Source organism: Legionella qingyii, from assembly GCF_003990155.1.
GTDB lineage: Bacteria > Pseudomonadota > Gammaproteobacteria > Legionellales > Legionellaceae > Legionella > Legionella qingyii.
In genome coordinates this window covers 15653-30256 of sequence record NZ_RZGX01000002.1, presented here as the reverse complement: position 1 = coordinate 30256, position 14604 = coordinate 15653, and the positions used below count along the sequence as shown (strand labels likewise).

Genomic DNA, 14604 nt, shown 5'->3' with positions numbered 1-14604 from the left:
CCTAAATCAATTTTGCTTATTTTATAGGGTAAAGTCCATTAAGTGATAAAAAAATTATTATTCAAATTAAAGCATTAATGAGCTATGAAGCTCTGGAACCCCACTGTCTTTTGGGGATTTATTTTGATTAAATAATGTTGCTCTATTTCCACTAACCACATGGATTTTCTTCAGAACACTCTCTAAAGAAGATGATCCAATGTCTTTAGTCATCGAGAAACATCCTCCTGCATAATGCATGACGGAATCATCACTACTGACTTTTGGAGGAATACCCGCATGCGCTTCATTTCCAGGAAATGATAAAGAATCCCCACAAATATGTGTTGCAAAATGTTTTTCGGGTTGTACGGCTAATGGAGCCCCAACACAGGTGTTAATCTCAATAGTCCTTTCATGCACATTGAGCGTTTTAGTTTTACTTACATGGCCGATCAATAAAGCATACTCGCGATCCTCAGGATTACTAAACTCATCAAGTGCGGAAGGAAAATTCATAAGATTAATTTTTTTAATTTTAGGTAAATCAAGTTCAGTCAGTGTTTCTTCCAGGGCTGCATAAAAAGTGCGTTCCATTGGATATAATAATTCTTGAATTGCAAATGCACCCAAACTCATTCCTTTAACCGTAAGTGTTCCTTCTTCGCCTAAACTGAGATCAGCAAGAAGAAATAATTGACGAAGATTATGCTTTAAACGGTTTTTATAAGCATCAATATAAAAAATACCTTTACCAAAGACAGGGCTATGAAAGGTTATTATATTAGAGTGAGAAGTATTTAAACCTGATAATGCATGGTCTTCACCATAAACAGAAGAAAGAATAGAATTAAATCCGGGTTGTTGAACTGCCATTGCTTGGCGCTCCGCAAAATGGATTGCCTCACCATCCGAACTTTCGAATCGGACGCAAGCTAATACATCATATTGTAAACTGAGACAATTCCGGAACTCTGGTGCTGCAAGATAACTTATTGATACAGGGTAGGGATGGGCGTTATTCCATTCATCAAATAGACTTCCTCTTTGTAAATTCATGCCATGAAGAATGGGAGAGAACTCTGCTCGCCTTCCATCTGAGAGAGGTAAAAAATAAGCTTGTGGTACAATTAAAGGACTTACTGCCGCTTCTTCCAATGATAAATACTCTTTATAGATTAAATCATCCTCAGTAGTGCCAATTGCTTCTAAGAATATTCTAGAGGATTTATATTTATCTTTTTTTTGCTGATATGCTTTAGCGAATTCCTCATTATGTTCACGTGGCATAATGAGTCGGCCATCAGAATAAGCGGCCTTAAATTTTTTGGTTACTAATCGAGACAAAAATCCAAGATAGTCCATTTCTTTATACAAATTACCAAGAGGTGAGTTTTCCTTCTGCTTTGCTGAAAAAAATCGTTTTAGGAGTTGATTGTGATCTTCAAGGATAAAAAATTTGTTTGAGTCCTGTAGTTGCTGAATTAAATTTAATTCATCTTCTTCAATGTTCATGGCACTGAGTTGAGTCTTTGTTAAGGAGCTTTGCATCACTGGAGCTAGAGGATGTTGGAGCGGTGAAAAGGGAAAAAATTTTTGTATGGTTTGAGGAATGCCTTTTATCATCCTAAGGTTTATCCCCATTTTTGTTCTTAACGATAAAACAGTATTAAATTTAGTGCGCATAAACTCTATCCTTGTTGTGTATAAAGTTGGGTTGTTATTTTAACACAGTGGAAATATTTTTATTAAATTTAAAAAATAAAAGCCTTGAACGAGTCAAGGCTTTAAGCAAAAATTGCAGTAATTAAATCACCATCGTCATTGTTGGATTTTCTTCTTCCATAACGCATTGTTTTAAGCTATTTTGGCAAATTAAATCTTTATTTTTCCTAATGGCACATTCAGTTAGATAATTCAAAGCACAAGGAACAATACCATTTTTTACCTGATCTAATGTTAGGGAGGGATCTTTTTCAAATAATGGAGCAAGACAGATTATTGCTTCTATATCCGAGAGATTTATTATGAGTACACCACCACTTTTTGCTGGCACTTCAATAGTAAAACCATCTTTATGAGCAGAAATACACGTATAATTTTGATGGGCCACTTCACTTGCCACATTCACCCATAGATCTCTTTCATAAAACGGTAAATCCACTAAAGCAGCTTGTTTTTTCAAAATGCTTTTATAATTCTCATACAATTCAGCTGCTTTCAAGTGTTTTATTTCTATGGGATCAGTACTTTGGCTGAAGTAGGTAGCAAAATCATCAAAAGCAATTACCTTATCAATTTCTAATTGCTGATAAATTTTCATCTTCTCCGCTGAGCTAATGGTGCGTTCAAATGTCGATGGCCCAATAACATCAAATCGTTTTGCTTGAGTTAAATCATCAAGGTGAACAATACCCGGTGTCTTCTGGTTGATAACAACGCATTGGTTAATAGGGGAAATAAGATGAGGCACGATTGTTTCGCATTGGTATGAAAACATAGAAGTACCACAATCTTCTCCCTCCATGTTAGTTGGATCATATTCTACATCCCAGGCTTGTAGGTCGCAGACCTTGTATACCGCGCCGATTAATGTAATGCCTGGAAAATTTGATTTTTTTGCTGCATCAAGCCCAAAACCCATGGCAACACTAGGACAATAGGTAAATGAATGGGCTATTTTTGTGTTTCCCTTTGTTAGAGAGTAACCATTAACATGCAAGTCCATGAGCTCCTTCTTCTCTGATGGACTTAAATCTTCAGCACAGGTAAGCCCTTTAGCTTTTAAAAAACGGGCTAAGCCAGGTCGCATTGCACTTATCCCTAATCCTGGGCGGTCCAAACAACCAAGGCAATGTTCCACTGATAGCCCTCTGTATATAATATTATCGGTTGCATCAAACAAGTTAATACTATGTTTTTGCTTAAAACTCTGTAAAGCTGAAACATTGTGAGGCTCATAAGCGGCCCCCCTGATTTGAATACTATTTCGGACAGATGCATGGGTAACGAATTTAAAAAAATTCCAGGCTTTCGCTCTCATCTTAAAAACCTCTTAAGTATAAATTTGCAATCTGAATATCTAAATTCAATCAAAATTAATACATAAACCAGACAAACCATACATATAGTATATAAAATGAACATTAAGAGAGAATTAAAGTGCGACTTATTTTTATGGGGGGATATAAATAAATTAATGGGAGCTAATAAATCCCCTTTGCAAGTAAACGAGTTACCTATGCCAAAAACAATTTTCATTGGGGGAATTAGTGCGACTAGCGGTTAACTCCTTGGTTATAATGACTACCCGGTAAAGTCTTTAGCCGTTTGTAGCGCGATATACGCCAAGTTCAGGTTTATAGAAATTTTCAATTAAATCAATATACTCGCGGGTTTTATTACCTAATCGAGATGTGGTGAGTGCGCTAAATTCTTTGTTGTTTAATGGTTCTGTATCCGGTTTATGTTCAAGAAGGTCTATTAAATGATGAGCAGCCTTTATTTTTTCTTCAGCGCTAGAGTCAAGTTTGAATCCAATTAGCTTGGTTTTAAAATATTTGGATGCCTCAACTTCTTCCTCCAGATCAGCTTCTCTTTAACTCTTTAATGAACTTGGGATGATAATAATCAGTATAATTGTTGTGTGAAAAATGCTCAAACAAAGGTGTTGTGAGAGAAACCGGTACGTTGTGATAACCATCCAGGTAAGTAAATTGATAGGTTCCTCCCTGTAATTTTTCTAATATCCCAGTCTTAATGCCATTCACTGATATGTATGCTGTTCTCAAGAATTATTATCCGTTGTCTGAGGAAAAGGTTTCATAGTAGACTTTCTTATTATTAATGATATGAATTTATGACGAATTATTTAGTTATTGCAGCGAGCAGCTCTATTGGGTAAGCAGACATTTTTTTTACTACATAATGAATTTAGTACTAATCCCCTAAAGCGAGCATCAATTGATAAAAAAGAAAATTATCATTTCGAGTCTGGGCAATACCATAGAATGGTTTGATTTTGGACTTTTTATTTTCATGGCGCCGATAATCGGTGCTAAATTTTTTCCGCAAGGACTGGCTGGCAATGCAACCATTGAGGCTTTAATCGTATTTGCAGCTGGTTTTCTTTGTCGACCATTAGGCGGTATTTTTTTTGGCTATTTCGGAGATACTCGCGGTCGTGCAAAAACATTAAGAATTTCTATCTTAATTATCACCATGTCAACTTTCTTAGTTGGTGTGATTCCGTCTTATGAAGCGATAGGATTAACTGCCCCAATCCTATTTATCTTACTTCGTTTGATACAAGGTGTATCTATTGGTGGCGAATACAGTGGAATAATGATCTATCTTGCTGAATCAGCACCGCATGGCAAACGTGGTTTTATTACCAGTTTTGCAGCAATAGGTGCGAATTTAGGTTTTTTATTAGCTACAGTCACATTGATGCTGCTTCATTTGTTTTTTACTGACGAAGCTATTACAAATTGGGCATGGAGGGTACCCTTTCTTCTTATAGGGTTACCTGGCTCATTAATCATTTACTATCGTTTTAAATTATCTGAAACACCCGTGTACTCTCAGTTGCAAAAAAATCATCGAATTGAGTCCATTCCATTTATTGCAGCTATTAAATTCGCGCCCTACCAATTGCTGAAAATTTTAGGTCTTACTTGTATGGGCTCAACATTTTATTATGTGTTTTTTGGATATATGCCCACTTATTTAGAACACTACATTGGATTTTCCTTCGCGGACGCGTTAACCATTGAGAGCTCAATGTTAATTGTAATGCTGTTTACTGTGCCTTTGTCTGGCATGTGCGGTGATTATTTTACCCGAAGAAAAATGCTGATAAGTACTTCAATAGCTATCATATTTTTGGTTTTACCCTGTTTTTATTTACTGCAGTTCAAATCCATATTATTAGCGCTATTATCTTTAGGTACAGCCACTATCCTAAGTTCTTTGGAACAAGGAAATACTCTAACAACTATTGTAGAAAACTGCCCTGAGAATGTTCGTTACAGTGGCATAGCCTTTTCTTATAACTTGGGGAATGCTTTATTCGGCGGCAGTACGCCGTTGGTTGTGGCTTTACTGACAGAAAAAATAGGCCTTACCCTACCGGCTTATTACCTGATTTTTATGTCAGGTATCACTTTAATTACCGCAACAACCTTACTCAGCAACAATCAGTCTCTAGGCCCTTTGCTCGACCCTAAGCGCTCTAGAATATAAATGGATTTGCAATAAATCCAACATAAAGCCAATGAAGGTTTTCGATGGGATTTGAATGGATACTTATCCCGCTTCCTTTTCAGATTTAGGCATAAACAGCAGAGGAATAATGAGCAATATGATGAGGATTATCAAAATAAATCTAAATTTATCCGCATAAATTTTTTTCGCATAATTTCGAATAATTTGAATCATTCTATTCCTTTAATTCTATAGTGCTAAGTGCATTTCACATCGATTAAATTTCTTTATCGGCTTGAGCACAGGAGCATTTTCCTTTGCTCATTTTTAGAATGTTTCTGAACATTCTAGTGTATAGAAACAGTAAAAACGGGTGCTATACTTTAATAATTAACTGGTTGCGATATTAAGTGAGAGGAAAGTAAATGGATTTTTTTAGGAGAAAAAAAGGATTGCTTTTCATCATCGCAGTACTCATTTTTTTAGGCTTAATTTTAATTCCAAAAAAATTAGCAAAACCTAAAATGCTCCCACAAACTAAAAACACAATTGGCTTAGAGTTGCCTCAACCAGTCTACTCTAGTCCAGTTTCAATTGAGGAGGCACTTAAAAAGCGTCGCTCAGTAAGGCAGTATAAAAATCAAGCGCTAACACTTCGGCAAATTTCTCAATTACTCTGGGCCGCGCAAGGAATAACTTCTGATATGGGCTTTCGAACAGCTCCTTCAGCAGGGGCTCTCTATCCATTGGAGATTTATTTAATTGCAAGGAATGTTAAAAATTTAACTTCTGGTGTTTATCATTATAAGCCCCAAAAACACACATTAACAAAACTAAAAGAAGGGGATGTTTCGTTACAATTAACAAAAGCTGCATTCGGACAGGAGGCAGTAAAATCAAGTGCTGCTAATATTGTGATAACGGCGGTTTTTTCTCGAACGGTAAAAAAATACGGTAAAATGGGCAAGCGTTTTGTATTCATGGAAGCAGGGCATGCCGCACAAAATATTTACCTGCAAACGGTGTCTTTAAATCTAGCAACTGTATCAATAGGTGCATTCGATAATATTCAAGTGAGAAAAGCTTTAGGATTTGTTGATGAAGAACCTTTGTATGTTTTACCAATAGGGGAGGAATTATAAATATGTGGGAAACACATATGCTTATAGTATTGATTGTTTCGGGCTTTTCGTAAGTCCTGTGAGATTTACTTACCTCATTTCAAGACAAGTTAGAAACCCCAAAAGTAAAGAATAACAATTACATCTTTATTTATTTTTAATCATCTTATAAAGCTCGGGTATCAGAAAAATGGGAAGTGCACAGAATAAAATGACCCCCCAGTGTATTATGGATAAAGGTACTGTATGTAACACGCGCTGCAATCCATGGGTATAAATGGCCATGATTTGTAACCCTAGCATGCTGAAAATAGCAATTAAAATCCATTTATTTGAGAGCCATCCTATTTCGGTAATTGGTTTATAGAAGCTTCTAAAATTTAGTGTATGGACATTCGACATAACGACCAGGGTTGTAAAAGCAATAGTATTGGCTAACGCATAGGACTGAGGTAAATAGAACTGATATAGCAAGAACGTTATGATACCGATATAAGAACCAAACAGAATGAGTAGGGTAAGTGACATTCGATCAAAAATTGGTTGATCAGCTTGCCGTGGTGGCCTATTCATCACACCCTTTTCGGCGCGTTCTACACTCAAAGAGAGTGCTGTTGCACTATCCGTAACCAAGTTTATCCAAAGAATTTGCACTGGAATTACAATCAATCCACCGCTTAGCATAAGATTAATAAGGATAGCTAATACTTCACCTAAATTTGAGGAAGCAAGATAAAGCACGAATTTTCGAATGTTTGCATATTGACGCCTACCTTCTTTTACAGCATCAATGATAGAGGCAAAATTATCATCTAATAAAACGATATCAGCGACACTTCGCGCAACATCCGTTCCTCTTATGCCCATAGCAATCCCAATATCAGCTTGTTTCAGTGCTGGTGCATCATTGACGCCATCTCCAGTCATGGCGACTAGTTGGCCTTGATTCTGTAAGAGTCTCACAATACGAAACTTATCCTCAGGCATTGTTCTTGCAAATAAAGCATTTTGCTGTAATAAATTCTTTAATGTTTTATCACTCATTATGTTTAATTCACTGCTTGTTATCACGTGATCTATGCTCAAGCCAATTTGATTGGCAATTGCTTTTGCCGTCACAGGCGAATCACCAGTTATCATAATGACTTTTATGCCTGCGTTTTTCGCGATTTCTAATGCTTTAGGTACTTCTTCTCTTGGAGGATCCACTAAACCAATAATTCCAAGAAACACTAAATGACTCTCCGCTTCATTCACTGATAAATGAAGTTGTTTTTGAGTGGTTTTCCTTGCTAAGGCTAAGGTGCGAAGCCCATTCTGAGCAAAATCAATATAAGCCGCTTCTATTTTATTTCGTGATTCAGTGTTTAGTTCGTACTCCTTATCTTCATGTACATAATAGTCACATAAAGGCAAAATAACTTCTGGTGCTCCTTTGATATGAATAATCTGACAATCTTCTGTTTCTTCAATGACCGTCATTCGTTTTCTGATAGAGTCGAATGTAAATTCATTGATAATGTGGCTTTGAGGGACTTCACTTAATCCTGATTTAGCGGCTGCCACAATCAAGGCTGCTTCATCTGGGGAACCAATGATTTTCCATTCCTCTCCTTCTTGAATGACTCGTGCATGATTGCATTTGCGTCCCGTATCCAACAATAGGATTAATCCGGGGATGGATTGAGGGTTTATCGCTTGGTCATCGACTACAAATGTTCCATGTGGATTATAACCAACCCCGGTGATCTCTATTATTTTTCCAAATAACCAAATATTTTGAACGTTCATCTCATTTTTAGTGAGTGTTCCTGTCTTATCTGTGCAAATGATAGATACAGCACCTAAGGTTTCTGCTGCTTGAAGATGGCGAAGCAAAGCCTTTTTTTTAGCCATGGCTCTGGCACCCAATGCAAGGGCGATAGTAACTACAGCAGGAAGTCCCTCTGGAATGGCAGACACAGCAAGAGATATTCCTGTCATTAACATCCGAATTAAATCCAGACCGGCCAATACTCCAATTAAAATAACGACAGCAGAAATGGTAAGCGCTAAAAAACCCAGTTGTTTGCCAATGACAGAAAGTTGCTTCTGAAGGGCAGTCTTTTCTTCGATAATGCTTTCTGTAAGCTCAGCTATGCGGCCAAATTCTGTATTCATACCAATAGCAACAACAAGGCCTTGTCCCTGTCCACTTATAATATGAGTTCCCATGAAGGCCATATTTTTTCTATCTGTAACCAAAGTTTCTTCGGGTAAACGTTCTGTTGTTTTGGTTATGGGCTCAGATTCACCAGTTAAAGTCGCTTCATTCATCATGAGGTCTACTACTGTTGTGAGTCGGATATCAGCAGGAACAATATTACCGGCATTCAATAGCACATAATCACCTGGAATCAGTGTTTTCACGTCAATAACTTGCTCTAGCCCATTACGGATAACACGACATTTTGTGGTAAGCATGTTTTTTAAATTTTTAATGGCAGTTTGAGCCTTCCATTCTTGGATAAATCCTAATAAACCATTAAAGAGGACGATAGCAAGAATAGCCATCGCATCAACAATATCACCTAAAAAGAAAGAGAGAAGCGTTGCTAATAGGAGAACCAGAATTAAAATATTAGTGAACTGACGTAGCAGTATGACATACCAGTTTGAAGATTCTACATCCTTGATTTCATTGACATCAAAATTTTTATGTTGCTTTGCAAGAACACTTTTTGTTTCTTCGATGGTTAAAGCATGCCATTGCTTCATCTTTCTCCTCAGACTCTATTCGCTTTTAATCCCACAAAAGTAATTTCAGACTTAAGACAGAGAAACTCTTAGTATGCATAGTATGCATCTGAAATTATTTTTGCGGCAAAATCGATAAATACAGTTCGTATTGACCATTGGCATTGGATAGTAAAAATTTTTGAGTTGTATTTATAGGCCAATTCATTGGTGCTGATTTTTGATTAGGCCTACTCCATTGCAAATGTAAATTCCCTTTTTCATTTTTTAGTTCAACACGAATCAAGCCAATAACATCATCTGGATTGAACGGTTTTGAGTCTTGATCCATCAGAGATACAATCAAAATAACTTTTTCTCCACTCCTGATGGGTTCAGACCATAAAAGAGTTGGCTGAAGAGTATTGATTTTTGATGATGGCAAATGAAGAGGAAATTCTGGGATTCGAATATATTGTGTTGGCTGTTTGATACGTAATACGCTTATATCAAAATATAAATCATCGCCAAGCAACTCTCCCTCTTTGATCATTTTTATTTGGTTTAAGATAAGCTTAGGAGAAAGTTCCTGATTATTAACTGCGAAAGCCATGGATGAGAAACAAAATACAACAACTACACACCAATGTGGCCATTTCATTTTCTGACTCCTTTCAATACTTTTTTGCAATGTCCTAATTTTTTGCAAGGACAGCTCATATTCAGTATGGCATAAACCAGTAATAATGCCTATCAAGCAATATAATCTAATTGGAAGTAATCGCATTATCCATATAAATCAGGACTTACTAAAAAACCCAATCTCTTCGTTAAAAAATGTTTCTAATTCGGTCATTTAGTTTATCTAAACTCCCTCATTAAAAAAATTTTTTGCCTCGACCTTGGAGTTTTTCATAAGTCCTGTAAATATAAAGGCAGATGTTAATTAAATACTCATATGTGTTCTGTTCGATTCGTACACATGTTTCCTCCTTAACCAAATGTTGGTGTGATCTTTCAATTGGTCTATACTCAGAATCATAAATGGATGAATATTTCACAAATTGATTAACATTGGATATTTGTGTGAAAAATACGGCGTTGATATGCACAAAAAATAATAGATTAGCTTCTTTAGTCGCACCGATATGTCAATCTTGCGACTACAAGGATTTGTGGGTTAAAAACGCCAGAGAAATTTCGAATACCATTGAAACGGAACCTATTAAGTTAATTATTCTTGATACAGCGTTACAAGAGCCATGTATCATTGATGTTCTATATATTTTATCCAATGTGAAGTGTGGAATACCTATCATTGTTCTTGGTGACTGTGAAGATAAAGTTCTTTTATCCATAAAAAGAATTGGTGAATTAAAAGAGTTATATATTTACACCTTGCAGTTAAATTCTTTTTCGGAAGAAGCATTCCGAGAAATCTTGCACCTCATTGATAAAAAGAGCCAAATCATTAATGAAGAGACAATTGCTTTGGCTTTAGAGAAAAAACAATTCTTTATGAATTATCAACCCAAAATTGAATTAAGCACTTATAAATTAGTCGGCGTCGAAGCCTTAATTCGATGGCAAAGGCCTAATCATGGCCTTGTGCAACCGGATTTATTTATCCCGATCGCAGAAAAAACCGGATTGATCATTCCCATGACCTACTGGGTGATTCAAGAAGTTTTTCGACAATATGCAGCATGGAAGAGAAAAGGCATTCAGTTAAAATTTGCTATCAATTTATCAGCGAATATATTAACTAATATAATTTTGCCAGACGAACTTGGTAAATTAATGAAAGAATATAAGGTCTGTCCAGAAGACATCTGCTTTGAAATTACCGAAGCGGCAGCGATGCATTGGCCTGATATCGTATTGGAAGTATTGACTCGCATTCGCTTAAAAGGATTTTCTCTTTCAATCGATGATTTTGGAACCGGTTATTCATCTTTAGTTGAGTTGCAACGATTGCCTTTCACAGAGCTTAAAATTGATAGGTCATTTATTGGTGATGTGGCGTATAATAAGTCCAATATGCATATTGTTGGTTCAATTATCGGTTTGGGAAAAAATATGAATCTAACCCTGATTGCTGAAGGTGTTGAAACAAAAGAGGCGGCTGATAAATTATTAGCCATGGGGTGCGAAAGTATACAGGGATATCTTGTTTCTAAGCCTTTATCGGAAAGTGAGTTCTTGAGTTGGTATCGAAACAAGATAGATAAAAATGGGGTTTTCACTGGATAAGGATCTGCTATGAGAGCCATTACTATGCAAGGATCAAAGCCAACCATTTTAATTGCGGATGATGACTTATCAACACGAATGTTGCTTAGAGCTACAATTTCACAATGGGATTATCCAGTAGTTGAGGCAAGTGATGGCAATGAGGCTTGGGAAATTCTAAAACATGATGATGGACCTCAAATTGCAACTGTAGATTGGATGATGCCCAAGATCGACGGTTTGGAACTATGTCGCCGCGCAAAACATTTACCCAAACCACCTTATATGATTCTGTTGACGAGTATTTCTGGGGCTTCTAATGTGGTGAATGCTTTGGATTCCGGGGCAGATGATTTTTTAACGAAGCCATTTAATTTTATCGAATTACGAAGCCGATTACATGTAGGACAACGAATCATCAATTATACGAATCGACTTAATGAACAAAAAGCCCATGACGGTCTATCAGAACATTTGCCAATTACACTTGACCGACTAAATGATATGAGCAAAAAAATTCTGGATGAATGGGGGCGGCTTCAAAATATACTGCATTTATTGGATGCCTTAGAAAAAGAAAATCATATTAAATTTAAAAATCAGATACTCGATATTTATGATCGCCAAAAAGAATTGATTGAAGAAATAAAAAGCTTGGAAACATTGTTGGGCCATAGATCTTCCAAACGTAAAACAACAGAAGTGAAAGCAAAAAAGACTAAAAAATTGGCTAAAAAATGAGGTTAATCTATTTGAACGGATTGTGCCATGACAACAAAAAAAGCGAATATCAACAAACATGATCTACTTCAAATTCTGAGATCAGTTCCAGATTTATATCTCATATTGAGTCCAAAGTTTGAAATTATAGATGCCAGTGATGCTTACATCAAAGCTACTATGGTTAATAGAAAAGATGTGATTGGAAGAAATCTCTTTGAGGTTTTCCCTGATAATCCGAACGATCTGAATGCGACTGGATCCCGAAATCTGCACAATTCATTAGAAAATGTTCTAAAAAATAAAGTGTCTGATGCGATGGCTGTGCAAAAATATGATATTCCCTGTGATAATCTAGATGCGAATAGCTTCGAGGTGCGTTATTGGAGCCCTATAAATACACCAGTCTTTGATGAGAATCAGCAAATAAAGTACATCATTCATCGAGTTGAAGATGTTACAGACTTTATTCATCTTAAAGAACTTGGAACGAAACAGAAAGAGCTTAATGACATATTGAAATCTCGTGCTGGAAAAATGGAGCAAGAGATTTATCAAAGAGCGCAAGAAATTCAAGAAACTAATAAAGAACTACGTTTGGCAAAGGAATTAGCAGAACAGGCCAATCAAGCAAAAAGTGCCTTTTTGGCGACCATGAGTCATGAAATTCGAACCCCTCTAAATGGTGTAATAGGGATGACTAGCTTGCTTGAAGATACCCCTTTATCTGAAGAGCAAATAGAGTATGTAAAATCCATTCGAATATCCGGGGAGACTTTGTTAAATCTCATTAATGATATTCTTGATTTTTCTAAAATTGAATCAGGTTATTTTGAGCTCGATTACGTAGACTTTGATATCAGGCAAGTGATTGAAGATACTTTAGAGATTGTGGCATACAAGGCTCATGCGAAAAATTTAGCAGTAGGAGCTTTAATTGATAAAGATGTTCCCTCTTGGGTTAATACAGATTCCTCTCGTTTAACTCAGATATTAATCAATTTATTAAGTAATGCCATCAAATTTACCCAGCAAGGACAAATTGAGGTAAACGTAACACGTAAAAAAAATAAAGATAAGAAATCTAAAGACTATATAACGTTACTATTTGAAGTAAAAGACACGGGACTTGGGATTGCTCCTGAGGTGATGGGGCGTCTTTTTAAATCATTTTCTCAAGGTGATCCCTCTGTTTCACGTAAATATGGAGGTACTGGTTTAGGTTTGGTTATATCCAAACGTTTGTCTGAATTTCTAGGGGGGGAGATTGGAGTAGAGAGTAGGCCCGGAAAAGGGAGTTGCTTTTGGTTTACTATAAAAGTTAAGGAAGTCGTTTCAAATTCACCCAAAGTTATGGAATATTTTCTCCCTCGACTCAAAGGAATGCATATGTTGGTTGTGGATGATAATGAAATCAATCGCAATATATTTAAAGCGCAATTGGAAGCATGGGGAATAAGTTGTGATGTTGTAAATGATGGTTTTGAGGCTCTTAACAAACTCACCTCTGTTAAAAATAAAGTGAATCCTTATCAAATGATATTGCTGGACTATAATATGCCTGGCATGGATGGCTTGGAGTTGGCTTCAAAAATTTTAGAAATAAAGGAATTTGCAGAAACACCTATGCTGTTAGCGACTTCTTTAGGATTGCCAATTGCGAGAGAGCGTTTAGATGAGCTGAATATTAGTGCATGTATATCTAAACCAGTCCGACAATCCAAATTATATGAGGTGATCATATCTGTATTGAAGAATACATCGAAGACCGAAAAACTTGAATCCGTAGTTAAGATGGATAAGCCAACCGTTATCGAGAAAAACGCCTCGATCTTGTTAGTTGAGGATCATTCAATAAATCAAAAAGTTGCGATACATGTATTTGAGCGCCTCGGTTATAAACGGATTGATCTGGCCAATAATGGTTTAGAAGCTTTAGCGGCGTTTAATACGAAAACGTACGATTTAATTTTTATGGACTGTCAAATGCCAGAAATGGACGGGTATACAGCAACGGGTAGAATTCGAAATATAGAACAATCTAAAGGATTAAATCGTGTACCAATAATTGCAATGACCGCTCATGCACTAAAAGGAGATAGAGAAGTATGCTTAAAAGCAGGCATGGATGATTATCTTGCAAAGCCTATAAGTCTTCCAGAGTTAGAGCGAATTATGCTTCGGTGGTTGGCCAATAAGCCATCAAAAATTTCTATGAATACATCAGCTAGTAATTATGATAATGGATTTGATATTGAACGTCTGCAACTTATATTTGGAGGTGATAACGCGGCAATCGAAGGATTTATTGATGTTTTTTTTGTGCAAGCAAAAATACTTTTAAATGATTTATTGGTTGTATTAGAAGCAAGAGATTATCTTTCCTCCAAAGAAACCTGTCATCGGTTAAAAGGTATGTGTGGGAATGCCGGTGCTATTAAGTTGTATCAGTTGTCTATAGAACAAGAGAAAATGATATTAAACAATCAGTGGTCAGAGGCAATTGCCTTGCATCAAGAATTGATTCTGAGCTTAGAGGCTCTAAAATTCAAAAAAAAACACAGTGAATGATCATAAGTGCAAAAAACGGAACCAGCATCAATCCGCTAACCGAGTTCGCTGCGGTTGATGC

The 14604-nt window shown here is 36.4% G+C and carries 10 protein-coding genes; 5 read left to right on the top strand and 5 right to left on the bottom strand.

The annotated features are described in order from the left end of the window. Positions 1 to 66 precede the first annotated feature (66 nt). The 3 genes from ELY20_RS01500 to ELY20_RS01490 form a co-directional block, all read right to left on the bottom strand. The gene (locus ELY20_RS01500) at positions 67 to 1665 is read right to left on the bottom strand and encodes a hypothetical protein (RefSeq protein WP_110141133.1); all 1599 of its coding nucleotides are present in this window, start codon (positions 1663 to 1665) and stop codon (positions 67 to 69) included. Between the two features lie 121 nt (positions 1666 to 1786). Continuing rightward, positions 1787 to 3022, bottom strand: a complete 1236-nt coding sequence (locus tag ELY20_RS01495) for a hypothetical protein (RefSeq protein WP_110141134.1) — start codon at positions 3020 to 3022, stop codon at positions 1787 to 1789. 544 nt (positions 3023 to 3566) lie between these two features. Next, positions 3567 to 3749, bottom strand: coding sequence for a hypothetical protein (locus tag ELY20_RS01490; RefSeq protein WP_233590476.1), 183 nt, complete (start codon positions 3747 to 3749; stop codon positions 3567 to 3569). Positions 3750 to 3942: 193 nt separating this feature from the next. Between ELY20_RS01490 and ELY20_RS01485 the strand changes: the two genes are divergently transcribed. Together ELY20_RS01485 and ELY20_RS01480 are read left to right on the top strand one after the other, a co-directional pair. Further along, positions 3943 to 5223 (top strand): MFS transporter, encoded by a 1281-nt coding sequence (locus ELY20_RS01485; RefSeq protein ID WP_110141136.1) that lies wholly within the window; start codon positions 3943 to 3945, stop codon positions 5221 to 5223. 386 nt (positions 5224 to 5609) lie between these two features. Next, positions 5610 to 6326: a SagB/ThcOx family dehydrogenase gene (locus tag ELY20_RS01480; protein ID WP_110141137.1), complete on the top strand. Its 717-nt coding sequence runs from the start codon at positions 5610 to 5612 to the stop codon at positions 6324 to 6326. Positions 6327 to 6452: 126 nt separating this feature from the next. Here ELY20_RS01480 and ELY20_RS01475 read toward each other — a convergent pair whose 3' ends face one another. Both ELY20_RS01475 and ELY20_RS01470 read right to left on the bottom strand, forming a co-directional pair. Further along, positions 6453 to 9062, bottom strand: a complete 2610-nt coding sequence (locus ELY20_RS01475) for a cation-translocating P-type ATPase (RefSeq protein ID WP_110141138.1) — start codon at positions 9060 to 9062, stop codon at positions 6453 to 6455. Between the two features lie 94 nt (positions 9063 to 9156). Continuing rightward, a complete protein-coding gene (locus ELY20_RS01470; RefSeq protein ID WP_110141139.1) occupies positions 9157 to 9681 on the bottom strand; it encodes a hypothetical protein in 525 nt (174 codons plus the stop codon). A gap of 425 nt (positions 9682 to 10106) precedes the next feature. Here ELY20_RS01470 and ELY20_RS01465 point away from each other — a divergent pair, with 425 nt between their 5' ends. The 3 genes from ELY20_RS01465 to ELY20_RS01455 are packed head-to-tail and all read left to right on the top strand — an operon-like array spanning position 10107 to position 14543. Continuing rightward, positions 10107 to 11273, top strand: coding sequence for a putative bifunctional diguanylate cyclase/phosphodiesterase (locus ELY20_RS01465; RefSeq protein WP_110141140.1), 1167 nt, complete (start codon positions 10107 to 10109; stop codon positions 11271 to 11273). Positions 11274 to 11282: 9 nt separating this feature from the next. Continuing rightward, positions 11283 to 11993, top strand: a complete 711-nt coding sequence (locus ELY20_RS01460; protein WP_110141141.1) for a response regulator — start codon at positions 11283 to 11285, stop codon at positions 11991 to 11993. Positions 11994 to 12020: 27 nt separating this feature from the next. Continuing rightward, complete coding sequence (locus ELY20_RS01455) at positions 12021 to 14543, top strand: response regulator (protein ID WP_110141142.1); 2523 nt, start codon at positions 12021 to 12023, stop codon at positions 14541 to 14543. The last annotated feature ends 61 nt before the right edge of the window (positions 14544 to 14604 follow it).